This window comes from Micromonospora sp. RTBAU3-60 (genome assembly GCF_054963695.1).
Genome location: NZ_JBUEGB010000015.1, coordinates 127,727 through 152,622 on the forward strand (window position 1 = coordinate 127,727; position 24,896 = coordinate 152,622).

The window sequence follows — 24,896 nt, forward strand, 5'->3', positions numbered from 1 at the left end:
GGACGGCCACTCCTTTCCGGAAACGTGCTGGCTGACGAGGTGAACCCCGCAGGGTCAGCGCGGGTGGTTCGGGTCGTCGCGGTCGAAGCGCTGCGTGCGGTCGCTGTCCGGCGTGGTCGGCTGGCCGGGATCGGCCGGCTGGCGCGGGATGGCCTGGGTCGGGTCGGCCGACGGCGGCTGGCCGAAGGGCGGTGCCGGGTGCGGGGCGCCGAACGGCGGCGCCGACTGCGGGGCGTGCGGCGGGGCCGTGTTGAACGGCGGCACCGACTGCGGCTGGCCCGGCTGCCCGGGCTGGGCGAGCGGCGGGTAGCCACCGGGCTGGTTGGCCGGGCCGGCGGGCGCGTACCCGCCCGGGACGGGGTAGCCACCCGGCTGGCCGGGCGCGGGGTAACCGCCGGGCTGGCCCGGAGTGGGGTAGCCACCCGGCTGGCCCGGTGCCGGGTAGCCGGCCGGCTGCTGCGGCCAGCCCGGCTGCGGCTGCCCGTACAGGCCGGGCTGCGGCTTCGGCCGGGGGACGTAGTAGAGGGTGCGCCACACCTTGACGACCACGAAGGCGCCAACGCCGAAGATCGCCACCCAGGCCAGCCGGGTCAGCAGGCCGAGGAGGGCGTCCAGCACCTCGACCTCGGCGAGCCGGCCGACCAGCCAGACCAGGAAGGTCAGCGCGCCGAAGAGCGCGGCGAAGGCGTACTCGCCGAGCGCCGCCTGAGTGATCAGCTTGGCCTTGGGCAGCGCCGGGCTCACGTGGGTGGCGAGCAGGACGGCCAGCACCGGCAGCACGGCCGACTCGACGCCGATGAAGGCGAAGAACGCGCTCCCCGCCCGACCGCTGAAGGTGCTGTAGTCGTCCGTCGGCACCAGCAGGCGCAGCAGGCCGACGAAGAGCAGCACGGCGTTGGCGCCGAGCAGGACGAGCGCGGCCAGTTCGCGCAGTGGCTTGGTCAACTGGCTGGCCTGCGTGGCGTCGCCGGACGCGGGCTCGGCGGGGCTGGTCACGAACTCCCCCTGGGGACGAAAACGGACAGTTGCCGACGTGAGCCTAGTCTGCATGGCCACCGGCCGGGCGACGGCGGCGCGTACGGAAGGATGGAGCCCATGCGCATCGTGGTACTGACCGGCGGGATCGGCGGAGCCCGGTTCCTGCTCGGGGTCCGGGCGTACGCCCGGGAGGTGGGGGCCGAGGTGACCGCCGTGGTCAACGTCGGCGACGATCTGCTGCTGCACGGGCTGAAGGTCTGCCCCGACCTGGACAGTGTGATGTACACGCTGGGCGGCGGCGCCGATCCGGAGCGGGGCTGGGGCCGGGTGGGCGAGACCTGGACGGTCAAGTCCGAGCTGGCCGCGTACGGCGCCGAGCCCACCTGGTTCGGCCTGGGTGACAAGGACATCGCCACCCACCTGGTCCGGACGACGATGCTCAACGCCGGCTACCCGCTGTCCGCCGTGACCGCGGCGCTGGCCACCCGGTGGGAGCCGGGGCTGACCGTGCTGCCGGCCACGGACGACCGGCTGGAGACCCACGTCGTCGTCGACGGAGAGCAGGGGCAGCGGGCGATCCATTTCCAGGAGTGGTGGGTGCGGTACCGGGCGGACATCCCGACGCACCGGTTCGTCTTCGTGGGCGCGGAGACGGCGACGCCGGCGCCGGGCGTGCTGGAGGCGGTCGGCTCCGCCGACGTGGTGCTGATCGCGCCGAGCAACCCGGTGGTGAGCATCGCCCCGATCCTGGCCGTACCAGGGCTGCGCGAGGCGGTGACCGACGGGCCGGCCCCGGTGGTCGGCGTCTCCCCGATCATCGGCGGCGCACCGGTACGCGGCATGGCCGACCGCTGCCTCGCCGTGCTCGGGGTGGAGTGCAGCGCGGCCGGGGTGGGTGGCCTCTACGGTGGCCGGTCGGCGGGTGGCCTGCTCAACGGCTGGCTGGTGGCGCCCGAGGACGAGGGGACGCTGGTGCCGGAGGTGACCGTACGCTCGGCACCACTGCGGATGATCGACGAGGCGGCCACGGCGGAGATGGTCCGGGCCGCGTTGGAGCTGGTGTGAGGCTGGAGATCCTGCCGGTGCTGGGCATCGGCGACGTGACCGAGGGCGACGACCTGGCGGCGATGGTCGCCACCGCGGCGCCGTGGCTGCGCGACGGCGACGTGCTGGTGGTGACCAGCAAGATCGTGTCGAAGGCGGAGGGCCGGCTGGTCGACGTGCCGGCGGACGGACCCGAGCGGCTCGCCGCGCGGGACGAGGTGCTCGCCGGTGAGACCGCGCGGGTGGTGGCGACCCGCGGGGCGACCCGCATCGTGCAGACCCACCACGGCTTCGTGATGGCCTCCGCCGGCATCGACGCCTCGAATGTGGACAAGACCCGGCTCGTGCTGCTGCCCCGGGACCCGGACGCGTCCGCCCGGGCGCTGCGGGCCGCGCTGCGCGACCAGTACCACCTGGACGTCGCGGTGATCATCAGCGACACCATGGGCCGGCCGTGGCGCAACGGCCTGACCGACGTGGCACTGGGCGTGGCCGGCATGCCGGCGATCCGCGACCACCGGGGTGAGATCGACCCGTACGGCAACGAGCTCCAGCTGACCCAGATGGCGGTGGTCGACGAACTGGCCGCCGCCGGTGAGCTGATCAAGGGCAAGTGCGACCAGGTGCCGGTCGCGGTCGTCCGCGGCTACCTCGGCGTGGCGCGGTCCGACGACGGCGAGGGTGCCCGGGTGCTGGTCCGCGAGGCCGCCCTGGACCTCTTCTCGCTGGGCACCGCCGAGGCGAAGGCCGCCGGGCTGCGCGAGGCCGCCCTCCTCCCCGACGGCCCGGGCCCGGCGCCCGCCGAGCCGGCCGCCGTCGACCGGGCGATCGCCGCGGTCGCCGGGGTGGTCGCGCCCGGCACGGTCTTCACCCACGTCACCGACGCCGAGGTACGCGCTGGCCTGGTCGCCGGCGTGCCCGGCTGGCCCGAGCAGGCGAGCGGACTGGTCCTCGGCGCGCCGACGACCCCGGTCGACCCGGCGGACCTGGTGCGCTTCGGTGCCGACCTGCAACGCCTGCGGACCGCGCTGGCCGCGGAGGGCATCTCCTCGGCGGTGTTCCCGCCACCGGCCGGCAGCACCGCCAGCGCCGCACTGGCCGTCTGACCCGCGCTCGGGCCCGGGTCCCGCCCCGGCCTCGCCGCCTCGGCGAGGTGGTGGGATCCGGGCCCGAGCGACCCCGCCAGATCGCCGATCTCGCGCCTTGCGGAACCGGCCGGGGCCGTCGCGTCACGCGTCGAGGACGGCGCGGCCGAGCGGGGTCAGGGTGTGCAGCACGGTGTTGCGGTCGCGGTGGCTGACCAGCAGCCCGGCGTTGCGCAGCACGCTGGTGTGCTGGCTGGCCGCCGCGGCGGAGATGCGCAGCCGGCGGGCCATCTCCCCGGTGGTGCAGCCCTCGTCGGCGGCTTCCAGCACGGCGGCGCGGGTGCGGCCGAGCAGTGCGGCGAGGGCCTCCCGGCTGGCGCCGTCGGCGTCCGTCCGCTCCCCGAGCCCGGCTGCCGGGGTGAGCCCGCCGAGCCGGTCGACCGGATAGACCAGCACCGGCGGCAGCGTGGGGTCGACGAGCGCGACCGGGATGCGCGCGCAGAAGAAGGAGGGGACCAGCAGCAGGCCTCGGCCGCCCAGGTGCAGCTCGCGGGTGTCCGGGTAGTCGAGCACCTCAAGCACCCCGTCCGCCCACCGCATGCTGGGCCGCAGGCTGGCCAGCAGCCCTTCGGCCCCGCCGTCGAGCATCGCCCGGGCCCGCCGCGCCCGGTCCGCCTCCACCGCGGCCTGGATCCGCGACCAGTACGGGGTGACCGCGAGCTCCTGGTAGCGAGCCATCGAGTCGGTGAGGTGGCGCAGCACCTCGGGCTCGCCCCGGGCCAGCCCGGCGGCCGGGGCGGGCAGGACGTTCTCCTCGGCGAGCAGGGTCAGGTCCCGCTGCAGCATGCCGACCGGGGTGCCCCGGACCGCTTCCAGCCCCGCCTCGATGCCGTCCCTGCTCGCGTACGGGGTGAGGAAGTCGGGGAAGTAGCCGCGCGGCGGGTTGAGCGCGAAGAGGAGACGGAAGCGTTGCCCGGCGCTCTCCTGCGTCCGGAGGGTGCGCGCCACGGTGCGTCGCCACGGCGTCAGCAACGGGTCACGTACGCGACCCTGGAGCAGGTGCAGGCTGAGGACCAGCTCCCAGACCGGGTCCGCGGCGGGTGCCACCCTGGTCCGCAGGATGTCCTCGCTCGAGAAGATGATCTTCAGCATGGAGCGCTCCCGGGGGCGGACGGAGGGATAGCCCGCCACCATTGGCACTGTACTCGGCGGCACTAATCTCCATCTTTAAGCCTGGACTGAAAAACCTCGACGCCGACCGGGCTGGTTGGGCATGCTTCCCTTGCCCGTCCGGGTCGGAACGACGCTTCCCCCGCCCGGGATTCGGGGAGACGGACGACCGGACGACACCACGAGGGTCTGCGGCGCGTTCTCCGCAGAGGTGCCGTCCAGTCGTCCGACTCCACCCGCTCGACTCAGTCGATCCAGAGCGCCACCCGGTGGTCCTCGTCCGTGACGTAGTAGCAGCGCCCGTCCAGCTCGGCCAGCCCCTCCACGTGGTGGAACGGCGCCAGCTCGGCCACCAGCTTCCCCGCCACCCGCGAGTCCGGCGTGACGTCCCACCGGAACCGGACGTGCCGCGAGGTCACCTCGCCACCGTGCGGATGGTCGTCCAGCAGCACCGAACCCTTGCCCAGCGCGTCGATCGACCCGACCACCGCCGCGTACCCGCCGTCGGGGGTGGGCGTGACGGCGCGGAAGCCGGTCAGCGCGCCCGGCGGGGTCACCCCGGTCAGGGCGTACGCCCCCACGGCCCGTGGCCACCCCGGGTCGGCGTCGAACATGTCGGCCACCCCGGCCAGCTCGACCAGGATCGGCTCCCCCTCGGCGGTCAGCGGGAAGCGCAACCCCAGCAGCACCGTCCCGGCCGGCGTGAACACGGCGGCCTCGACGTTGACCGGCAGGTCGTCCTCGGCCAGCCGGCTCACCCAGCTCTTGGCCCGGGCGGTGCCCCGGGCCAGGGTCGCCACGATGAACCGGTGCCGGACCAGGTCGCCCGGCGGCAGCGGGGTCAGCGGCGCCGCGGCCAGGGCGTCGTTGACCGCCCGGTGCAGCCGGAACCGGTTGCGCACCACGTGCACCGGCAACGTCCCGCGGGCGGCGTCCGCCTCGCGGAACCGGGCCACGAACGCGCGGCGGGGCCGCAGCGGACCCGCCTTCGAACCGAAGTGCGAGCCGAAGACGTACACCCAGCCGTCGTGGTGGGCGAGCGCCTCGCCGTCCTCGGTGCGGCCGTTCTCCGGGCCGGCGTCGGCGGCCACGTGGTGCGCCACCCACTCGCCGTCGTGGCGTTCCAGCAGCAGGGCCAGGCAACGTTCCACGGGGCCCTCGTCCAGCACCGTCCAGAAGCCCCGGCGCGCGCCGTGGGCGCCAGCAGCGCCGGCGAGCGCACCGGCAGCAGATCGCTGGCCTCGTTGCCGGCCACGACGAACTCGACGAGTCGCAGGGTCACCGGGCCAGGGTACGAAGACCACGCTCGTAGAGTGTCGGGGTGCCCGACCCCCGCAGCGACCTCGCCACGTACGCCGACCTGCACGCCGACGCCACCGCGCTGCTGAGCCGCTGGACGCCGACCAGCCCCGGCGCCGCCCGGGCCCGGGACCGGACCCTGGAGCTGCTGGCCGCCGGGCCGGCGGCGATGAGCCGCGGCCACCGGGCCGGGCACGTCACCGCGAGCGCCCTGGTGCTCGACGGCACCGGCGCGCGGGTGCTGCTCTGCCTGCACGGCAAGTTCCGCAAGTGGGTGCAGCTCGGCGGGCACTGCGAACCCGGCGACCGGACCCTCGCCGAAGCCGCGCTGCGCGAGGCCGGCGAGGAATCCGGAATCGCCGGGCTGGTGGTCGACCCGGAGCCGATCGACGTGGACATCCACCCGGTCGCCTGCCAGGGCGGCTCACTGCACTACGACGTCCGGTTCGCCGTGCTTGCCCCGCCCGGGGCGACCGAGCGGGTCAGCGCCGAGTCCGAGGCGCTCGGCTGGTTCCCGCCCGACCGGCTGCCCGAGCCGCTGGCTGACGCCACCGCCCAGCTCGTCGCGCCGGCCCTCGCCGCTCTCGCACGCCGCGCCTCCGGCTGAGCCGCCCTCGCCGGCCGCCGTGCCGAGCCGGCCGCCGCGCCGAGCCGCCCGTCGTGCCGAGCCGGCCGCCGCGCCGAGCCGCCCGCCGTGCCGGCCCGCCACCAGGGCGGGCCGGGCAGTGCGGTCGGCTCAGACCAGGCCTTCCTCGCCGCGCTCCTTCAGCTCGTCGACCAGCTTCTTCACGTCCTGGGCCTGGTCCCGCGGGCAGACCAGCAGCGCGTCCGGGGTGTCCACCACGATCAGGTCGCGCAGCCCGAGCGCGGCCACCAGCCGGCCCGAGTGCGGCACCACCACCAGGCCGGCGCTGTCCCGCAGCAGCACGCCCGGCTTGGCCTCGGCGGCGCCCAGCACCACGTTGCCGTCCGCGTCGGCGGGCAGCACCTCGCCGAGGGTGTGGAAGTCGCCGACGTCGTTCCAGCCGAAGTCACCCGGTACGGTGGCCACCCGCCCGGCGGCCGCCGCGCCCTCCATCACCGCGTAGTCGACGGAGATCTTCGGCAGGGTCGGCCACACGGTGCCGAGGACGTCGTCCTGCTCCGGGGTCCCCCACGCCGTCGCGATCGCCACGATCCCCGCGTGCAGCGCCGGCTGCTGCCGGGCCAGCTCGGCCAGGAAGACGTCCACCCGCCAGACGAACATGCTGGCGTTCCAGAGGTGCCGCCCGGAGCGGACGTAGCCCTCGGCCACCTCGGCGGCCGGCTTCTCCTTGAACTCGATCACCGGGCGCAGCGGACCGTCGCCCGTCGGCTCGCCGGTCTCCAGGTAGCCGTAGCCGGTCTCCGGCCGGGTTGGGGTGATGCCGACCGTCATCAGCAACCCCTGCTCGGCCCCCCGGATCGCCTGGCGTACCGTCTCCGCCCAGGCTGCGGCGTCGCCGATCAGGTGGTCGGCGGCGAACGAGCCCATCACCGCCGTCGGCGCCCGCTCCGCGATCACCGCCGCCGCCAGCGCGATCGCCGCGCAGGAGTCGCGGGGCGAGGGCTCGACCAGGATGTTCTCCTCCGGCAGGCCAGCCAGTTGCCGGGCCACCGCCGCGACGTGCGCGGCCCCGGTGACCACCAGCGTGCGCTCGGGTGTGGTCAGCGGCGACAGCCGGTCCACCGTCGCCTGGAGCAGCGACGCCGGCGTACCGGTCAGCGGGTGGAGGAACTTGGGATGGCCGGCCCGGGACAGCGGCCACAACCTCGTGCCACTGCCCCCCGCCGGGATGACGGCATAGAACATCAGCACATCATGCCCGAACCATGACGGCACGGACGCCACGTCGGGCAGACGGGAGTCCGACAGGTCAGGACCGGGCCCGGCTCCACGCGGCGATGTGCACCTCCGCGCTGGACTCCCAGGTGAACTCCTTGGCCCGGTCGAAACCGGCCTTCGCCAGGGAGAGCCGGCGCTGCTCGTCGTCGAGCAGGGCGGCCAGGTCGGTGGCGATCTGGTCCGGGTCCTCGCTGGTGTACGCCACCGCGTCGCCACCCACCTCGGGCAGGGAGAGCCGCGGCGTGGTCAGCACCGGCGCCGCGCACGCCATCGCCTCCAGGATCGGCAGGCCGAACCCCTCGCCGTACGACGGGTATGCGGCGACCAGCGCGCCGCCGAGGAAGCCGGGCAGGTCGGCGTAGCGGAGGTAACCCGGGCGGAGCAGCCGCAGGTGCGACGGCACCTCGGCCACCGCGCGGTCGATGTCGTCGTCGTGCCCCTGGCCGCCGGCGATGACCAAGGCCGGCGGGTTGTTCCGGTCGGCCACCGCACGGGCCCAGCCGCGGATCAGGTTGGGTACGTTCTTGCGCGGCTCCTTGGCCCCGAGGAACGCGATGTAGCTGCTGCTGCCCAGCCCCAGGCGGGCGCGTACCCGGGCCTTCTCCTCCTCGCTCGGGGCGTGGAAGGCGGCCTGGTCGACCCCGTGGTAGGCCACGTCGATCCGGGTCGGGTCGGCGTCCAGGAGGCGGATCAACTCGTCCCGGGTGGCCTTGCTCGGCACGATCACCCGGTCGGCGCGGCGCAGCGACGTCTTGATCGCGCTGCGGAAGAACGTCCGGCGGGACTTGTCGTAGTGCTCCGGCTCGGTGAAGAAGGTCGCGTCGTGCACGGTGACCGTCACCGGGCAGCCGGCCCGCAGCGGGCAGGTGTAGAAGGGCGAGTGCAGCACCTCCGCGCCCACCTGCTGGGCCAGCAGCGGCAGGCCGGTCTGCTCCCAGGCGAGCCGGGCCGGGCGGTGCGCGACCGCCGCCGGGGCGGGGATGACCTCGGCCTCCGGCAGCATCCGGGTGTAGCGCTCCAGGTCGGTGCGGAGGCTGACCACGACCAGGTCCACGCCGGAGCCGCAGACCCGGCCGAGGGCGCCGAGCAGGCCGTCGACGTATCTACCGACGCCGCCACGGTCGGCGGGGACACTCGTGGCGTCGATGAGCACGCGGGGCGGGCGACCGGCGGTCACGGGGCGACTCCTCAGGCAGACGATCTGTGGGGAACAACACTGTCGGCAAGCCTACGCCGGGCCCGGGTCCCGGCGGTGACTGCGACCCGACGGTACGCCGACTTGTCCTTGCCATCGAGTACGGGCCACCGGCGCGTATCGTTCGCGCCGATGGCCGACAACATTGCCCGGGTGTTCGCCGACGCGATCGCGCCCGACCCCACCCGCCCGCTGCTGACCTGGTACGACGACGCCACCGGCGAGCGCACCGAACTGTCCGGCGCCACGTGCGCGAACTGGGTGGCCAAGACGGCCAACCTGCTCGTCGACGAGGTGGCCCTCGCCCCCGGCGACACCGCCGCTGTGCTGCTGCCCCCGCACTGGCAGACCGCCGCCGTGCTGCTCGGTTGCTGGTCGGCGAAGCTGACCGTGGTGGATGCCCCGGGTACCGTGGACGTGCTCTTCGCCGCCGGGGAGCGGGTCGACGCGGCGGCGGCCTGGTCGGCGGGCGAACGTTACGCGCTCGCGCTCGACCCGTTCGCCCTGCCGATGCGGCAGGTGCCGCCGGGGTTCGCCGACTTCGTGTCGGCGGTACGCGGCCACGGCGACCACTTCACGCCGTACTCGGAGGCCGGCGAGGCGGACGCGGAGCTGCTGGCCCGCGCGGAGGCCCGGGCCGCGGAGCTCTGCCTCACCCCGGGCGACCGGCTACTGGTCGACACGGGGCAGCACCCCGACCCGGTCGACTGGCTGCTGGCACCACTGACCGCCGGCGCCAGCCTGGTCATCTGCGGCAACCTCGACCCCCGGCGCCTCGACGCGCGCACCGCGACGGAGCAGGTCACCCGCAGCCTCGCCTGAACGGGCGCCGGCCGGGGCCCGGCCGGCGCCCGTTCAGGCGCTCAGGCGGGTGCGGACTCCTCGGTGTGGGCGCGGCGCTGGGCGAAGACGGCGAACGCGGTCAGCGATTCCGGGTTGGCCAGGGCGCCCTTAGCAGCGGCGCTGTCGACGGGGGTGCCGGTGAGGATCTTCTTGACCGGCACCTCCAGCTTCTTCGCCGAGAGGGTACGCGGAACGGCCCGGACCTGGTGGATCTCGTCGGGGACGTGCCGGGGCGACAGCGCGGTCCGCAGCTCCCGGCAGATCTTCTTCCGCAGCTCGTCGTCCAGCTCCAGCCCCTCGGCGAGCACCACGAAGAGCAGCAGCTCGCCGGCCCCGCCCTGGTCGTCCTCCAGGTGCACCACCACCGAGTCGACCACCTCGTCGAGCCCCTCGACCACGGAGTAGAACTCGGCGGTGCCGAGGCGTACGCCGCCCCGGTTCAGGGTGGCGTCGGAGCGCCCGGTGATCACGCAGCCACCCCGCTCGTTGACCGTGATCCAGTCGCCGTGCCGCCAGACGCCCGGATAGACCTCGAAGTACGCCTCGCGGTAGCGGGCGCCCTCCGGGTCGTTCCAGAAGCCCACCGGCATGCTCGGCATCGGCTCGGTGATCACCAGCTCGCCCAGCTCGCCGATGACCGGGGTGCCGTCGGCGGAGCGCGCCTCCACCTTCGCGCCGAGCGCCCGGCAGGTGATTTCCCCGGCGTGCACCGGCAGCAGCGGCACGCCCCCCACGAAGCCGGTGCAGACGTCCGTGCCGCCGGAGAGCGACTGGAGCTGGAGGCGGAGGCCGACGTTCTCGTACACCCAGGTGAAGCCCTCGACGGGCAGCGGCGCGCCGGTCGAGCCGAGGCCGCGCAGCGCCGACAGGTCGGCGATCTCCTTCGGGACCAGGCCGGCCTTGCGGCAGGCCAGCAGGAACGGCGCGGAGGTGCCGAAGTACGTGGTGCCGGTCTGCTCCGCCATCCGCCAGAGCGCGCCCAGGTCCGGGTGGCCGGGGTTGCCGTCGAACAGCACGATGGTCGCGCCCACCGCCGGACCGGAGACCAGGAAGTTCCACATCATCCAGCCGGTGGTGGTGAACCAGAAGAACCGGTCCGCCGGGCCCAGATCGTGGTGCAGGGCCAGCATCTTCAGGTGCTCCAGCAGGATGCCGCCGTGGCCGTGCACGATCGGCTTCGGCAGGCCCGTGGTGCCGGAGGAGTAGAGCACGTAGAGCGGGTGGTCGAAGGGCACCGGGGTGAAGGTCAACGGCTCGTCGGTCGGCGCGGCCAGCTCGGCCCAGGAGATCTCGCCCTGCCGCGGCGCGGCGGCCGGGTCGAGGTACGGGATGCCGACGGTGTGCCGCAGCGACGGCAGGGCGGCCCGGATGGCGGCCACCTCGCCGCGCCGGTCCACCGGCTTGTCGCCGTACCGGTAGCCGTCCACGGCGACCAGGACCTTCGGCTCGATCTGCTGCCAGCGGTCGGTGACGCTGCGGGTGCCGAACTCGGGCGCGCAGGAGGAGAAGATCGCGCCCAGGCTGGCGGTGGCGAGCAGCAGCACGAAGGTCTCCGGGATGTTCGGCGCGTACGCCGCCACCCGGTCACCCGGGCCGACGCCGAGCCGGCGCAGCCCGGCCGCCACCCGGCGGACCCGTTCGCGCAGCTCGGCCGCGGTCAGCGTCTCCGGCGCGCGGGTCTGCCCGTGAGCGATCACCACCGGGTCGTCGTCCCCCCGGCCGGGCATCCGCAGCACGTTCTCCGCGTAGTTGAGTGTCGCGCCCGGGAACCAGCGGGCACCCGGCATCGCCCGGTCGGCGAGTGTGGCGGTCGGCGGAGTGTGCGCCACCACCTCGAAGTAGTCCCAGATCGACCGCCAGAAGGCGTCGAGGTCGGTCACCGACCAGCGCCAGAGCGCGTCGTAGTCGGCGAACTCCAGCCCCTGGTGCTCGGCCAGCCAGCGCAGGTAGTCGCCGATCCGGGACCGCTCGCGCACGTCGGCCGGCGGCGTCCACAGCACGTCACCCACTGCTCCACCCTCCCTGAGGCCCGTCACGGCACTGTGCATGGGCCGTGGCGCCATCTTGCCCTACCTCGCGTCGCCATTCTCCGCACCGGGTGCCGATCCGGGGGCGTGCCCCGCCCACACCTCCACCCCGCCACCTGTGTGGGCCGGGCTGCCAGGAAGGCCCTTGTTGACGCCTGGCGTTTGTCAAGGGCCCCTCCTTACACTCAGCCGGCCCGGTGGGCCTGGATCGCCCGGCGGCGGGCCAGCCGGTGGGCGCGGCGGATCTCCGCCTCCCGGTAGCGGCGCTCGTCCTCCGGCGTCTCCGGCAGCACCGGCCGGACCGGGCGCGGCGCCCCGCCCACGTCCACCCCGACGAAGACCAGGTACGCGGTGGCGACCGGGACAGGCTCGTCCTCGGCCGAGTCCCAGCGCTCGGCGACCACCTTCACCCCGACCTCCATCGAGGTGTGCCCGGTCCAGTTGACCTGGGCGTGGGCGTGCACCAGGTCGCCCACCCGGACCGGCTCGGAGAAGACGATCTCGTCGATCGAGGCGGTGACCGCGGTGCCGCCGCTGTGTCGGGCCGCGGCGGCCCCGGCCACGTCGTCGACGAACTTCATCAGTACCCCACCGTGCACGGTCCCGTACAGGTTGACATCGACGGCGGTCATGATCCGGCTGAGCGTGACCCGCGAATACGAGGTCGGCTTGCCCACCGGCCCGGTGGAGGGGTGATCTGTCATGCCGAAAACGGTACGGTGCGCGGATGCGACATCTCTGGAGCTTCCTCGCCGGGTTGGCGTGGCGCCCATCACCTGGGTGCTCGTCACCCTCGGTCAGGACGGGTCTGCAGGCACCGTGCACCGCTGGGTGGAGATCGGTACCTACAGCACGCCCAACCTGATCGAGCCGGCCGTCTACCTCGGCGTCGCCGGCATCCTCCTCGGCCTGCTTGGCACGCTGCGCTTCTCGCCGCTCGGTCCGCTCGTGGCCGGGCTGCTGCTGGCCATCCCGTACGTCGGGATGTTCGTCGCGCCGTTCACCGTCCGTGACCGGATCCCCGAGGGCTGGAAGATGCTCGGGGACCCGCTGCCACTGCGCCAGCCGATGGAGAACGGCACCCTGTTCCTGATCGGCGTGCTGCTGCTGATGGCCGTGTTCAGCGGGCAGCGCTGGCGGCGCTCGCCCGGGCAGCCGCCGGCCGTGGCGGAGCTGACCCCGGCCGACCCGGCGAGCGAGCAGACCCGGTCGTTCAACGACTGGCCCTCGGCCGACCCGGACAAGGACACCGCCCCGCTGACGCTGGGCTATCCCGACCCCACCCCCACCGAACCGCTGCCCCGCCGTACCGCCGGCGAGTCGCCGTGGTCCGCGCCGCCGCGGGCGACCGGCCGACCGGAGGGCACCACCGAGACCCGTTGACGACCGCGGGCGGGCCGGAGTTGCCGGCCCGCCCGCCCGATCGTCGCGCCGGGGTCAGCCCTTGAGCAGCTGGCGCGCCATGACGATGCGCTGCACCTGGTTGGTGCCTTCGTAGATCTGAGTGATCTTGGCGTCCCGCATCATCCGCTCGACCGGGTAGTCGCGGGTGTAGCCGTAGCCGCCGAGCAGCTGCACGGCGTCGGTGGTGATCTCCATGGCGGCGTCGGAGGCGAAGCACTTCGCGGCGGCGCCGAAGTAGGTGAGGTCCGCGTCGCCCCGCTCCGACTTACCGGCGGCGGCGTAGGTGAGCTGCCGGGCGGCCTCCAGCTTCATGCCCATGTCGGCGAGCATGAACTGGATGCCCTGGAAGTCGGCGACCGGCTTGCCGAACTGCTTGCGTTCCTGGACGTACCCCTTGGCGTAGTCCAGCGCCCCCTGGGCGATGCCGACCGCCTGCGCGGCGATGGTGACCCGGGTGTGGTCCAGGGTCCGCATCGCGGTGGCGAAGCCGGTGCCCTCCGCGCCGATCATGCGGTCCGCCGGGATCCGTACGTTGTCGAAGTAGACCTCGCGGGTGGGCGAGCCCTTGATGCCGAGCTTCTTCTCCGGCGCGCCGAAGCTGACGCCCGGGTCGGACTTCTCCACCACGAACGCGGAGATGCCCTTCGACCGGGCTGTGGGATCCGTCACAGCGAAGACGGTGTAGTACTCGGAGACGCCCGCGTTGGTGATCCACCGCTTCACGCCGTTGAGCACCCAGTGGTCGCCGTCCCGGACCGCCTTGGTGGTCATCGAGGCGGCGTCGCTGCCCGCCTCCGGCTCGGAGAGGCAGTAGGAGAACATCGCGTCGCCGGCCGCGACCGGGGTCAGGTACTTCCGCTTCAGCTCCTCGGAGCCGGCCAGGATCAGCGGCATGGTGCCCAGCTTGTTCACCGCCGGGATCAGCGAGGACGCGGCGCAGGCGCGGGCCACCTCCTCGATCACGATGGCCGTGGCCAGCGCGTCCGCGCCGGCGCCGCCGTACTCGACGGGGATGTGCGGGGCGTGGAAGTCCGCCGCCCGCAGCGCGTCGTACGACGCCTTGGGGAACTCACCCGTCTCATCCGCCTCAGCGGCGTGCGGAGCAACCTTCGCTGCACAGACGTCCCGCACCGCCTCCCGGATCGCCTCGTGCTCCTCCGGCAGCCGGTAGGCGTCGAACTGCTCCGCGGCCATGTGGCCCCTCCCCTTCACCGCTAGGATGCGCAGTCCTAGCGCCCTGAGTGCCGCCGACCGCACAGAGTGAAGGATAGCGACCGAGGATTTGGTGCTCCTTACCGCCGCGTAGGCTCGTGCATGATGGGCGTCGAAGCCGAGCGGCGACCACAGAACCACAGGAAAGTCCCCCACCGGTGCCCGGCCAGGCGCCGCAGCAGAATGCGACGCAAGGAAGCGCCGCCAGTGCGAGCGGAGAGACAGGCGTGACGATCCCCTACCCGAACACCCAGCCGGTGCCGGCCATCGCCGCGGTGACCCCGCCTTCGGGTGCGGCCCGACCTCGGGTGACCTTCCTCGGCACCGGCTACCTCGGTGCCACGTACGCCATCTGCTACGCCGAGCTCGGCTACGAGGTGCTCGGCTACGACGTCGACGCGGACAAGATCGCCAAGCTGAACGCCGGCGAGGTCCCGATCCACGAGCCCGGCCTGGACGAGCTGCTCCGGCGCAACCTGACCGCCGGCCGGCTGCGGTTCAGCACCGACATCCAGGAGATCGCCGACTTCGGCGACGTGCACTTCATCTGCGTGGGCACCCCGCAGCGGGCCGACGGCATGGGCGCCGACCTGTCGTACGTCGAGGCGTCGGTGACCAGCCTGGCCCAGCACCTGACCCGCAAGGCGCTGATCGTCGGCAAGTCCACCGTCCCGGTGGGCACCGCCGAGTGGGTGGAGCAGCTGGTCGGCAAGCACACCCCGGCCGACCTGGGCGTCGAGGTGGCGTGGAGCCCCGAGTTCCTCCAGGAGGGCTTCGCCGTCGACGACGTGCTGCGGCCCAACCGGATCGTGGTCGGGGTCAAGAGCGAGTGGGCCAACGGCATGCTCTACGCCGCCCACAAAGGCGTCTTCGACCTGGCCGCCACCGAGGACCGCGAAGTGCCGCTGGTGGTCACCGACTTCGCCACCGCCGAGCTGGTCAAGGTCGCCGCCAACGCCTTCCTGGCCACCAAGATCTCCTTCATCAACGCGATGGCCGAGGTCTGCGAGGCCGCCGGCGGCGACGTCACCCAGCTGGCCCGCTCGATCGGGTACGACCCCCGCATCGGCAACCGGTTCCTCCAGGCCGGGCTCGGCTTCGGCGGGGCCTGCCTGCCCAAGGACATCCGCGCCTTCCAGGCCCGCGCCCAGGAGCTCGGCGCCGGCGAGGCGCTGCGCTTCCTGCACGAGGTCGACCTGATCAACCTGCGCCGGCGCACCCGGGTGGTCCAGCTCGCGGCCGACCTGCTCGGCCGCCGGTCGGGTCCGGCCGGTCCGGACCTCTCCGGCACCCGGATCGCGGTGCTCGGCGCCACCTTCAAGCCGAACACCGACGACGTCCGGGACGCCCCGGCTCTCGCCGTCGCCTCGCTGCTCGGCAAGGCCGGCGCCGACGTGCACGTGTTCGACCCGCAGGGCATGGACAACGCGCGCCGGGCCGTGCCCGAGCTGACGTACGAGGCGAGCATGACCGACGCGGTGCGCGATGCCGACCTGGTCTGCGTGCTCACCGAGTGGGCCGAGTTCCGCAACGCCGACCCGGTCGCCCTGGGCGAACTGGTCAACGGCCGCAAGGTCGTCGACGGCCGCAACTGCCTGGACTCCACACTGTGGACCCAGGCGGGCTGGGAGTACCGCGGCATGGGCCGCCCCTGACCCCACCGACCGTTCCGGCTCGGCGCGTCTGACGCCGCGCCACGACCCGGAACAGTCGACCGACCTCCGGCTCCGCACTCTGACGCCGGGCCGCGACCCGAGACGGTCGCGGCCCGGCGATCTTTTTGTTGCCCCGAACGCGCCGGCAACTGTCGAAATCCGCGCCCGGTCAGGGCATGCTGCGACAGTGAGGGTCCACAGTGCGGGCCGGCCGGACGGAGGGGTGTCGTGCAGTCCTTCAGGTGCGCCTCGTGCGGGCGGGAGATCAAGCCGGCCGTGATCTGCCCGCACTGCGGGGCGGACCAGCCACAGTGGGCCGAGCACCTGGCCGACATCGAACGCTCGATCGCGGAGATGAAGGCCCGCGACGCCGAGATCGCCCGCGAACAGCGGCAGATCGCCGCCAAGCTGCAGGCCGCGCTCTTCCAGCGGGACATCCTCGCCCACGCCGGTGAGGAACGGGTCCGGCAGTCCACCCGGCCCCGCCGGGTGCTGCGCCGCCGGCCCGGCCGCCGCCCGCCCACGGCCACCACCGGCGCCCCGCCCCGGGTGCCCCGCCAGGGCACCCCGCCGCCCGGCCCGGACGACCACCCGCCCCGGGGCAGGCCGCAGTGGCTCGACGTGGACAACCCGGAGCACCCGCCGGAGGCGTCCTCCCGCGAGGTGCAGAACATCCCCCTCGGGCTCGGCGCGCTGCTCCTGGGCGTCGCGGCGGTGGTCTTCGCCGCGGTCGCCACCAGCTCGCTGGACGCGCTGGCCCGGCTCGGCGTGCTGCTGCTGGCGACGGTGCTGATGCTGCTCGCCCCGCCGGTGCTGGCCCGCCGGGGGCTCACCTCGACCGCCGAGACGATCGCCTCGGTGGGCCTGCTGCTGCTGCCGCTGGCCGGGTACGCGCTGTGGGCAGTCGACCGGATCGGCGGCGCCTCCGGCTCGGCCTTCGCCGGGTCGATCTTCCTGGTCACCACCCTGATCGCGTTCGGGTACGCGCACTGGACCGGGCTACGCGCATCCCGCTTCGCCACCGTCCTGGCCGCCCAACCGGTGCTGCCCCTGCTGGCGTACGAGCGGATCACCGGGCCGGCCGGCTGGGCCCTGGTGCTGACCGTGGTGGCCGTCGTCGACCTGGCTCTGGCCCGCTCGGCGGTCGTCCTCGAACGGCCGGTCCGGCGGGACCTGCCCACCCCGGCGCCCGCGCCCACGCCCACCCCACCCCGGCAGCGCAGCGCCGACGATCGCCCGGAGACGGACCCGGAGGAGTCGGCCGAGGTGCTCGGCGCGGAGCTGGCCGACGAGGGGATCCTCCCGCCGGCCCGCCCGGTGCCCTGGCTGCGGGAGCTGACCTGGGTGCTGCACGGTGGGACGGTCGCCGTCGCCCTGGCGTACGCGGTCACCGCGCTGCTGCGCGCCGCCACCGTACCGATGGCCGCCGCCACGGGCGCCGTGCTGCTGCTCGCCGCGCTGGCCGCGCTGGCCGGGGCCCTGGTGCTGCGCCGGCCGCCGTTGCCAGACCTGGGTGCCGGCATCGTCACCCTCGCGGTGATCGGCGCGCTGGGGCGGGTCGCCTCGGTCGCCTTCCCCGGCCGGTCGCTGCTGCTCATCGCCGCGGTGATCGCGCTGGCCGGGTTCGCCGTCCGGGGCGTACCGGAGCAGGCCCGGCGCGGTCCGCAGCTCGCCTCGGCCGTGGCGCTGACGGTCAGCGGCCTGGTGGTGGCCGGCGGCGCGCTGCGCGCCGGGCTGGCGCCGGTACGCGCGGGGCTGCCCGCCTGGTCGGCGGATCTGAGCCGCTGGCACACCGAGCTGGCGGCGGCGGTCGGGCCGACCGGGTGGCAGCTCGCCGCGAGCGCGCTGCTGTTCACCGTCGCCGCGGTGGTCGCCCTGCCGCCGGAGATCCGGCGCGACTTCGCGGTGGTCGGGGCGGCGCTGACCGCCCTCGCCGTGCCCGCCTCCCTCGGGCTGGGCTGGGCGGCCGCGTGCTGGCCGATGCTGCTGACCGCCGTGGGCATCGGCGTCCTGGGACTGGCCGCGGCCACCAAGCGCTCGGCCCTGGTGCACGCCGCCACCGCCGCCGCGCTGGGCGTGATCGGCGCCGGAGCGGCGCTCGCCCGGCCGGCCCTCACCGCCGCCGCGCTGACCACCCTCTGCCTGGCCGGCGCGCTGATCTCGCTGGCACCCCGGGTGCGGATCGCCGCGGCCGCGGCGGACACGGTCTGCGGCTGGGCCGCCGGCGGGGCGGCGTTCGCGCTGCCCGGGGCGGTGGCCGCGTTCGTCGCCGCCACCGTGCCGACCAACCTGGCGCCCACCCCGGCGAACCTGCGCGAGGTCACCGTCCCGATCCTGGCGGCAAGCTTCCTCGGCGTCTGCGTCAGCCTCGGCTACGCCGCCCTCGTCCAGGTGGCGCAGCGACACCTCAGCGCACCGCACGCGATCGGCACCGTGCTGGGCGCGGTGGCGGTCGCCGCTGCCGCGTTCGGAGCGCCGGGCGCCACCACCGCCGACGCCTGGGTCGGCGGGCTTCTGCTGCTCGCCGCCGCGCTGCTGGCGCTGGCCCCGCGGATCGACGCCGGCCGCCGTTCCGACCTGACGCTGGACGGGTCGGACCTGGCCCTGGCGGCCACCACGGCGGCCTTGATCGCCACCCTGGTCCGGATCGCCGCCGTGCTCGCGCCCGGCGGCCAACTGGTGGTGGCGGCCGCGCTGGTGCTGGTGGTCGCCGTCGCCGCCCGGGCCATGCCCGAGGAGTGGCGGCGCGGACCTGTCCTCGGCATCGCGGTCGGCGGCACGCTGATCGGTCTCATCGCCGGCTGGACCGCGCTGCGCGGCGGGGTCGGGGTGCTGGCCACGCCCGGCCCGATCTGGGCCGGCGACCTGAGCGGCTGGCCGGCCGCGCCGACGGGCGGGTCGACCTGGCAGGCGCCCGTCGCGCTGGCGCTGCTGGCGGTGGCCGCCGGCATCCTGCTGCCGCCGCCGTGGAAGTACGACGTCGCCGGGGCGGCCGTCGTGCTCGCCACCATCGGCGCCCCGGCCGCGTTCGACCTGCCGTGGTGGTCGCCGGTCCTGGTCGGTGCCATGGTCGCCACGGTCTGCGGGATGGCGGCGGTCGCCTCGCTCGACCCCCGGGCCGCGCTCTCCCGGGCCACCGTGGCGGGCGTGGTCGCCCTGCACGCCGCCGGCGCCGGCCTGGTCCGCCCGTGGACCACCGCGCTGGCGCTGGGCAGCATCGCGCTGATCGGCGTGGTGGTGGCCGTCCTCGCCCGGGTGCTCGCGCCGGCGCTCGTCGAGGACCTCCGGACCGAGGGGATGCCGCCGCACCTGGTGCAGGTGGGCGGCGCGGCAGTGGGCGCCGCCCTGCTCGCCCTGCCCGGGGCGGTGGCCGCCCTGGCCGCCGAGTTCGGCCGCTCCCCACAGGTGGTGCTCACCGCCGCGCTCGCCGCGTCCAGCATCGGCCTGGCCGCGGTGGCGGCGGCCCGCCGGCAGGTCCCGCAGTTCCTCCCGTACGCGAGCGTGGCCGTGGTGGGCGGTGCCACCGTCAGCGCAGTGGCCGCCGTGATCGCCCGCCTGCCCTCCGGCGTCTACGCCGCCGCAGCGGCGCTGCTCGGCGTGCTCGCCGAGCTGGTCCGCGCCGCCACCACCCCGCCGGTCGGGTCGGCCCGTCCGGTACGCCGCTGGTCGGTGCTGCTGGACGGGGCGTTGCGCCGGCTGCCCGACGACGGCACCGAGCTGCGCTGGCGGGTGAGCCCGGCCGCCGGCGCCCTCGCGGCGGCGGTGCTGCCCACCGCGCTGGCCCTGGTGACGCTGACGCCGCCGCTGTTGGTGGCCCTGGTCGAGCCGTTCCGGGTGCTGCCGCGGATCTGGCACGGGGCCCCACCCGAGCTGCTCACCCCGCCCGCCGCGGCGGTGGACCCCACGCACGTGCTGACCGCCCTGCTGCTCACCGCCACGGCGGCGCTGGCCGCCACCGGGTTCAGCGGCGGCCGACGCTCCCGGGCCGTGCCGGTGGTGCTGCCCGGCGCGGCCGTCACCCTGCTGATCACGCCTGTGGCGCTCGGCCACGGCTGGCCGCAGACCGCGCTGGCCGGGTTGGCGGTCTTCACCATCGCCATGCTCGGTCTGGCGCTGACCCCGCCCCCGCCGCTGGTCGAGCCGGCCCGCTCGCTGCGGGTCGCCCGGGTGCTGGTGTTCGCCATCGGCCTGGCCGCCGGCGGCGCCGGGCTGGCCGGCAGCCTCGCCACCCGGGAGCTGACCCTCTTCACGCTGGGCGGGGCGGTCGGCGTGGGCGTCGTCGCCGCGATCTTCGGCACCACCCAGCGGGCCCGCATCCTCGGCTGGCTGTTCGCCTCGCTGATGGCCGAGCTGTTCGTGCTCACCCTCGGCCTGGTCGCCGGGCTCGCCGCCGTCTGGTCGGCGTTCGGGGTGCTCGCGGTCGGGGCGGCACTCCAGGTCTTTGCCGCCACGCTGCCCCGGCTACGCCGTCCCGAGGCGTACCGGGAGTCGGCCACGGTGGAGTGGAGCGGGTACGCGGCCGCGCTCATCGCGCTGGCGCTGGCGTACGACTCGCCCCGGCACATCGCGGCGCTGCTGGCCGCCTGGGGTGCCGTACTCGGGGTGGCGGCCGGCCGCCCGGGCCGCCGGCCGGTGGAGCGGCGGATCCTGTTCTGGTCGGTGGTGGGCTGCGAGATCACCGCCTGGTGGATCCTCATGCGGGTGGCCGACGTGGCGCTGCCCGAGGCGTACACCCTGCCGTTCGCCCTGTTCGCCCTGCTGGTCGGGGTGCTGGAGCTGCGTCACCGGCCCGACCTGTCGAGCTGGGTGGCGTACGGGCCGGCGCTGGTCGCCGCGTTCCTGCCGACACTGGCGATCGTGCTGGCCACCGACACCAGCATGCTGCGGCAGGTGCTGCTGCTGCTCGGCGCCGTAGCGGTGCTGATCTTCGGCTCGACCAGCCGGCAGCAGGCACCGGTGATCGTGGGCGCCACGGTCACCGCGGTGACCGCGGTGCACGCGCTGATCAGCCTCGGCCCGTGGCTGGTGCTGATCCCGGTCGGCATCCTCCTGCTGGTGCTCGGCGCGAGCAATGAACGCCGCCGCCGGGCCCAGGAGCGGCTGCAGACCGCCCTGCGCGGCATGCGCTGAATCGGAGGGGCTGACGTCCACCGTCAGGGCAGGCTCAACGCGCCAGGCCCGCGCGGGCCTGGGGCGGCCGGCCGGGCGACGAGCCGTAGGTGCTGGTGCAGGGCCGTTCCCCTATTCGCCGGCCCCGACGGCCTACGCCGGCCCGGCTCGCCTCCTGACGCAGCCCGTTATTACCGTACGTGATCACGTCGAGCGGGTGGCGGTTGTCGTACCGGGGCTCGGCACGACAACCGCGCCGGCGAGGTCACCCGAGCGAGGCGTGGAGGTTCGCCTCCTTCTCGGCGACCAGTTCCTCCAGGCTCGCCTGGTACGCGGCCATCCGCTCGCGCAGCACCGGGTCCGACGCGCCCAGGATCCGCACGGCGAGCAGCCCGGCGTTGCGCGCGTTGCCGATCGACACCGTGGCGACCGGCACGCCGGCCGGCATCTGCACGATGGAGAGCAGCGAGTCCATCCCGTCGAGGTACTTGAGGGGCACCGGCACGCCGATGACCGGCAACGGCGTGACCGAGGCGACCATGCCGGGCAGGTGGGCCGCCCCACCGGCCCCGGCGATGATCACCTTGAGCCTCCGCTCGGCGGCGGTCCGGCCGTACTCGATCATCTTGGCCGGGGTGCGGTGCGCAGACACCACGCCGACCTCGTACGGCACCTCGAACTCCGCGAGTGCCTCGGCGGCGGCCTGCATGGTCGGCCAGTCCGAGTCGCTGCCCATGATCAGCCCGACCGTGCTCACTGTTTCCCCTCCCGCAGCCAGCGGGCGGCTCGCGCGGCCCGGGCCCGTACGTCGTCCAGGTCGTTGCCCAGCACCGTGACGTGTCCGATCTTGCGGCCGGGCCGGACCTGCTTGCCGTACAGGTGGACCTTGGCCCCGGGCTCGGCGGCGAAGAGGTGGTGCAGCCGCTCGTCGATGGGCATCCCGCCCGGCTCGCCACCGAGCACGTTCGCCATCACCACGACGGGCGCGGTCAGCGAGGTGTCCCCCATCGGGTAGTCGAGCACGGCCCGCAGGTGCTGCTCGAACTGGGAGGTCCGGGCGCCCTCGATGGTCCAGTGCCCAGAATTGTGTGGGCGCATGGCCAGCTCGTTCACCACCAGCCCATCGGGCGTCTCGAACAGCTCCACGGCGAGCAGCCCGACCACGCCGAGCGCGGTGGCCAGGTCGATGGCGAGCTGCTGGGCCGCGACCGCCAGTTCCTCGGGCAGGTCGGGTGCCGGGGCGAGCACCTCGACGCAGATCCCGTCCCGCTGCACGGTCTCCACCACCGGGTACACGGCGACCTGCCCGAACGGCGACCGGGCCACCTGCACCGCCAGCTCCCGCCGCAGCGCGACCCGCTCCTCGACGATCAGCCGGGTGCCCCCGGCGAGCAGGGTCGTGGCCAGCTCGGCGGCCTGGCCGGCATCGTCCACCAGCCAGACACCCCGCCCGTCGTAACCGCCCCGGGCCGCCTTCAGCACCACCGGCCAGCCGGTCTCCTCACCGAAGGCGACCAGGTCGGCGGGCGCCTCGACGGGACGCCAGGCCGGGTTCGGCGCGCCCAGCTCGCCGAGCCGCTCGCGCATCACCCGCTTGTCCTGCGCGTGCACCAGCGCCTCGGCCGGCGGGAAGAGCTTCACCCCCTCCTCGGCGAGGGTGCGGATGTGCCCGGTGGGCACATGCTCGTGGTCGAAGGTGACCACATCGCAGCCCTTGGCGAAGGTGCGCAGCGCGGCGAGGTCGGTGTGGTCGCCGTACTGGACGTCGGCCGCGACCAGGGCCGCGCCGTCGTCCGGGGCGAGAGCCAGCACGCGCAGCGACTGGCCGAGGGCGATGGCGGCCTGGTGGGTCATTCGGGCCAGCTGGCCACCGCCCACCATGCCGACGACAGGCAGTCCGGTACGGGAATCCATAGCGCCACCAGCCTATCGGGGCGGCTGCCCGGCCCCGCCGCCGGAGTCAGCCGCCGAGCTGGGCAACCAGGTCGTCGACGGAGGTTACCGGCCGATCGCAGACAAACCCCCGGCAGACGTACGCGGTGGAGCCCCCGTCCACCGCCGGCCGCTCGGCCAGCAGCGGCACGCCGGGCTGGTCGGCGCGGCCGGCCACCACCACCGCACCGGGCGGGGCGTGCCGGTGGGCGGCGGCCACCAGCGGGTCGCCCGCCCGGTCGTCGGTCACCACCGCGATCTCGTACGGCCCGGAGAGCAGCGCCTCGCCGACGGTGGCCGCGTACCCGGTGAACCGGGCGTGCCGCCCGACGATCGGCGCGACCGTCGACAGGGTGGCCTCGGCGGCCTCCCGGTACCGGGTCTCACCGCTCAACGCCGCGTACGCCACGAGCGCCGCGACGATCGCCGACCGGCCGGACGGGGTGGCGTTGTCGGTGGGGTCGGCCGGCCGGGTGACCAGCCGCTCCGCGTCGTCGGCGGTGTCGTAGAAGCCGCCGTCGGGGGCGGCGAACCGGGCCAGCGCCACGTCCAGGAGCTGGCCGGCCAGCGTCAGCCAGCGCCCCTCACCGGTGAGCTGGTGCAGCGCGCAGAACGCCTCGGCCACGCAGCCGTAGTCCTCCAGCACGCCGGCCGGCTCGCCGACGACCTTGTCCCGGGAGACCCGGCGCAGCCGGCCGTTTACGACGTGCACGGTGGCCAGGTGCTCGGCGGCGTCCCGCATCGCGCCGTCGGACACGATGGTGACGCCCTCCATCAGGTTCGCGTCCTCGTCGTCCGGGGACGCGTACAGCGCGGCGACCTGCTGGAACTCGGCGATCGCGGTGATCGCCAGGCCGTTCCAGGCGGCCACCACCTTGTCGTCCCGGGCCGGCTGGGGGCGGGTGTCCCGAGCGGCCAGCAACCGTCCCACCACGTCCTGCCAGCGGGCCCGGATCTCCGGGTCGGCGGCGTCCACGTCCCGGGCCAGCCGCAGCACGCTGGTGCCGTGCTCAAAGGTGCCCTGCTCGGTCACCCCGAACAGATCGGCGGCGAAGCGGCCGTCCTCCTCCCCCAGCACCTCGACCAGTTGGGCCGGGGTCCAGACGTAGGTGAGGCCCTCCACGCCCTGGGTGTCCGCGTCCAGCGCGGAGGCGAAGCCCTCGCCGGGCCGGTGCAGCTCGTCGGCGAGGAACCGCGCGGTGTCCCGGGCCACCCGGCGGGCCAGCGGGTCGCCGGTGAGCCGCCAGAGCTGCGTGTAGACCCGCAGCAGCAGCGCGTTGTCGTAGAGCATCTTCTCGAAGTGCGGCACCGTCCAGTGGCCGTCCACAGAGTAGCGGGCAAAGCCGCCGGCGAGCTGGTCGTAGATGCCGCCCCGGGCCATCGCCTCGGCGGTGTGCCGGACGATCTCCAGGCTCCGCGCCGAGCCGGTGCGCTGGTGGTGCCGGAGCAGGAAGAGCAGGTTCATGTGCGGCGGGAACTTGGGCGCTCCACCGAACCCGCCGTTCGTCTCGTCGTACTCCCGGGCGAGCTGGTCCGCGGCGGCGTCCAGCAGCTCGGCGGTGAGCGGGGCGGTCAGGCCACCCACGGCCTGGGCGCCGCCGATCGCCTCCACCACGGCAGCGCCCTGCCGCAGGACGTCTTCCCGCTGGTCCCGCCACGCCGTGGCGACCGAGCCGAGGAGGCGAATGAAGTTCGGCCGCGGGAAGTAGGTGCCGCAGAAGAAGGGCGTGCCGTCCGGGGCGGCGAAGACGGTCATCGGCCAGCCACCCTGGCCGGTCATCGCCTGGGTGGCGGTCATGTAGACAGCGTCGACGTCGGGGCGTTCCTCCCGGTCCACCTTGATCGAGACGAAGTCCTCGTTCATGAGCCGGGCGACGGCCTCGTTCTCGAACGACTCGTGCGCCATCACGTGGCACCAGTGGCAGGCCGCGTATCCGACCGAGATGATCACCGGGACGTCCCGCCGCTTCGCCTCCGAGAACGCCTCGTCACACCAGGGCCACCAGTCGACCGGGTTGTCGGCGTGCTGGAGCAGGTACGGCGAGGTGGCGTTGGCGAGTCGGTTCACCCGACGACCAT

17 protein-coding genes and 1 pseudogene are annotated in these 24,896 nt (G+C 74.5%); 7 read left to right on the forward strand and 11 right to left on the reverse strand.

Going from position 1 to position 24,896, the window contains the following annotated elements; translation table 11 throughout:
• Positions 1-54 precede the first annotated feature (54 nt).
• Entirely contained in the window at positions 55-996 is a 942-nt protein-coding gene (locus ACY34I_RS17520; RefSeq protein WP_462756069.1) for a hypothetical protein, read from the reverse strand.
• Between the two features lie 99 nt (positions 997-1,095).
• On the opposite strand from ACY34I_RS17520, the gene cofD reads away from it, so the two are divergent.
• Together cofD and ACY34I_RS17530 are read left to right on the forward strand one after the other, a co-directional pair.
• On the forward strand, positions 1,096-2,043 hold the full coding sequence (gene cofD, locus ACY34I_RS17525; protein WP_462756070.1) for a 2-phospho-L-lactate transferase: 948 nt from the start codon (positions 1,096-1,098) through the stop codon (positions 2,041-2,043).
• On the forward strand, positions 2,040-3,128 hold the full coding sequence (locus ACY34I_RS17530; protein ID WP_462756071.1) for a coenzyme F420-0:L-glutamate ligase: 1,089 nt from the start codon (positions 2,040-2,042) through the stop codon (positions 3,126-3,128). The genes cofD and ACY34I_RS17530 overlap by 4 nt, the downstream gene beginning before the upstream one ends.
• Before the next feature lie 123 nt (positions 3,129-3,251).
• Here ACY34I_RS17530 and ACY34I_RS17535 read toward each other — a convergent pair whose 3' ends face one another.
• Both ACY34I_RS17535 and ACY34I_RS17540 read right to left on the reverse strand, forming a co-directional pair.
• Positions 3,252-4,298, reverse strand: a complete 1,047-nt coding sequence (locus tag ACY34I_RS17535; RefSeq protein ID WP_462756072.1) for an ArsR/SmtB family transcription factor — start codon at positions 4,296-4,298, stop codon at positions 3,252-3,254.
• Positions 4,299-4,522: 224 nt separating this feature from the next.
• Positions 4,523-5,559: pseudogene (locus ACY34I_RS17540) on the reverse strand (hypothetical protein).
• A 39-nt stretch (positions 5,560-5,598) separates the two neighbouring features.
• Here ACY34I_RS17540 and ACY34I_RS17545 point away from each other — a divergent pair.
• Entirely contained in the window at positions 5,599-6,183 is a 585-nt protein-coding gene (locus ACY34I_RS17545) for an NUDIX hydrolase (RefSeq protein WP_462756073.1), read from the forward strand.
• Between the two features lie 129 nt (positions 6,184-6,312).
• On the opposite strand, the gene ACY34I_RS17550 is transcribed toward ACY34I_RS17545, so the two are convergent.
• Together ACY34I_RS17550 and ACY34I_RS17555 are read right to left on the reverse strand one after the other, a co-directional pair.
• On the reverse strand, positions 6,313-7,407 hold the full coding sequence (locus ACY34I_RS17550) for a mannose-1-phosphate guanylyltransferase (protein WP_462756074.1): 1,095 nt from the start codon (positions 7,405-7,407) through the stop codon (positions 6,313-6,315).
• 64 nt (positions 7,408-7,471) lie between these two features.
• Positions 7,472-8,617: a glycosyltransferase family 4 protein gene (locus ACY34I_RS17555; protein WP_148798924.1), complete on the reverse strand. Its 1,146-nt coding sequence runs from the start codon at positions 8,615-8,617 to the stop codon at positions 7,472-7,474.
• Between the two features lie 150 nt (positions 8,618-8,767).
• Here ACY34I_RS17555 and ACY34I_RS17560 point away from each other — a divergent pair, with 150 nt between their 5' ends.
• Positions 8,768-9,457 carry a TIGR03089 family protein gene (locus tag ACY34I_RS17560; RefSeq protein ID WP_462756075.1) on the forward strand — a complete coding sequence of 230 codons (690 nt, stop codon included), beginning with the start codon at positions 8,768-8,770 and terminating at the stop codon, positions 9,455-9,457.
• Between the two features lie 41 nt (positions 9,458-9,498).
• Here the strand turns inward: ACY34I_RS17560 and ACY34I_RS17565 are convergent, their stop codons facing one another.
• Together ACY34I_RS17565 and ACY34I_RS17570 are read right to left on the reverse strand one after the other, a co-directional pair.
• Entirely contained in the window at positions 9,499-11,487 is a 1,989-nt protein-coding gene (locus tag ACY34I_RS17565) for an acetoacetate--CoA ligase (protein WP_462756076.1), read from the reverse strand.
• Positions 11,488-11,690: 203 nt separating this feature from the next.
• Positions 11,691-12,209: an acyl-CoA thioesterase gene (locus ACY34I_RS17570; RefSeq protein WP_073832844.1), complete on the reverse strand. Its 519-nt coding sequence runs from the start codon at positions 12,207-12,209 to the stop codon at positions 11,691-11,693.
• On the opposite strand from ACY34I_RS17570, the gene ACY34I_RS17575 reads away from it, so the two are divergent.
• Entirely contained in the window at positions 12,208-12,888 is a 681-nt protein-coding gene (locus tag ACY34I_RS17575; RefSeq protein ID WP_462756077.1) for a hypothetical protein, read from the forward strand. The two genes, ACY34I_RS17570 and ACY34I_RS17575, sit on opposite strands and share 2 nt — an antisense overlap.
• A gap of 54 nt (positions 12,889-12,942) precedes the next feature.
• Here ACY34I_RS17575 and ACY34I_RS17580 read toward each other — a convergent pair whose 3' ends face one another.
• Positions 12,943-14,103: an acyl-CoA dehydrogenase family protein gene (locus ACY34I_RS17580; RefSeq protein ID WP_462756078.1), complete on the reverse strand. Its 1,161-nt coding sequence runs from the start codon at positions 14,101-14,103 to the stop codon at positions 12,943-12,945.
• Positions 14,104-14,348: 245 nt separating this feature from the next.
• Here ACY34I_RS17580 and ACY34I_RS17585 point away from each other — a divergent pair, with 245 nt between their 5' ends.
• Complete coding sequence (locus tag ACY34I_RS17585) at positions 14,349-15,776, forward strand: UDP-glucose dehydrogenase family protein (protein WP_148798934.1); 1,428 nt, start codon at positions 14,349-14,351, stop codon at positions 15,774-15,776.
• Between the two features lie 228 nt (positions 15,777-16,004).
• Complete coding sequence (locus tag ACY34I_RS17590) at positions 16,005-20,906, forward strand: SCO7613 C-terminal domain-containing membrane protein (protein WP_462756079.1); 4,902 nt, start codon at positions 16,005-16,007, stop codon at positions 20,904-20,906.
• A gap of 244 nt (positions 20,907-21,150) precedes the next feature.
• Here the strand turns inward: ACY34I_RS17590 and purE are convergent, their stop codons facing one another.
• Genes purE through ACY34I_RS17605 form a run of 3 tightly spaced genes read right to left on the reverse strand, consistent with a single transcriptional unit; the run spans position 21,151 to position 24,885 of the window.
• The gene (purE, locus tag ACY34I_RS17595; protein WP_462756080.1) at positions 21,151-21,642 is read right to left on the reverse strand and encodes a 5-(carboxyamino)imidazole ribonucleotide mutase; all 492 of its coding nucleotides are present in this window, start codon (positions 21,640-21,642) and stop codon (positions 21,151-21,153) included.
• Positions 21,639-22,799: a 5-(carboxyamino)imidazole ribonucleotide synthase gene (locus ACY34I_RS17600; RefSeq protein ID WP_148798940.1), complete on the reverse strand. Its 1,161-nt coding sequence runs from the start codon at positions 22,797-22,799 to the stop codon at positions 21,639-21,641. Before ACY34I_RS17600 ends, purE begins: the two co-directional genes overlap by 4 nt.
• Before the next feature lie 46 nt (positions 22,800-22,845).
• Positions 22,846-24,885, reverse strand: coding sequence for a thioredoxin domain-containing protein (locus ACY34I_RS17605; protein WP_462756081.1), 2,040 nt, complete (start codon positions 24,883-24,885; stop codon positions 22,846-22,848).
• Between the last annotated feature and the right edge of the window lie 11 nt (positions 24,886-24,896).

Excerpts from the sequence above, each read along its gene's own strand:
- ACY34I_RS17550 (WP_462756074.1), bottom strand. The coding sequence starts at position 7,407 with ATGTTCTATGCCGTCATCCCGGCGGGGGGCAGTGGCACGAGGTTGTGG.
- ACY34I_RS17570 (WP_073832844.1), bottom strand. The coding sequence starts at position 12,209 with ATGACAGATCACCCCTCCACCGGGCCGGTGGGCAAGCCGACCTCGTAT.
- ACY34I_RS17600 (WP_148798940.1), bottom strand. The coding sequence starts at position 22,799 with ATGGATTCCCGTACCGGACTGCCTGTCGTCGGCATGGTGGGCGGTGGC.
- ACY34I_RS17580 (WP_462756078.1), bottom strand. The coding sequence starts at position 14,103 with ATGGCCGCGGAGCAGTTCGACGCCTACCGGCTGCCGGAGGAGCACGAG.
- ACY34I_RS17560 (WP_462756075.1), top strand. The coding sequence starts at position 8,768 with ATGGCCGACAACATTGCCCGGGTGTTCGCCGACGCGATCGCGCCCGAC.
- cofD (WP_462756070.1), top strand. The coding sequence starts at position 1,096 with ATGCGCATCGTGGTACTGACCGGCGGGATCGGCGGAGCCCGGTTCCTG.
- ACY34I_RS17575 (WP_462756077.1), top strand. The coding sequence starts at position 12,208 with ATGCCGAAAACGGTACGGTGCGCGGATGCGACATCTCTGGAGCTTCCT.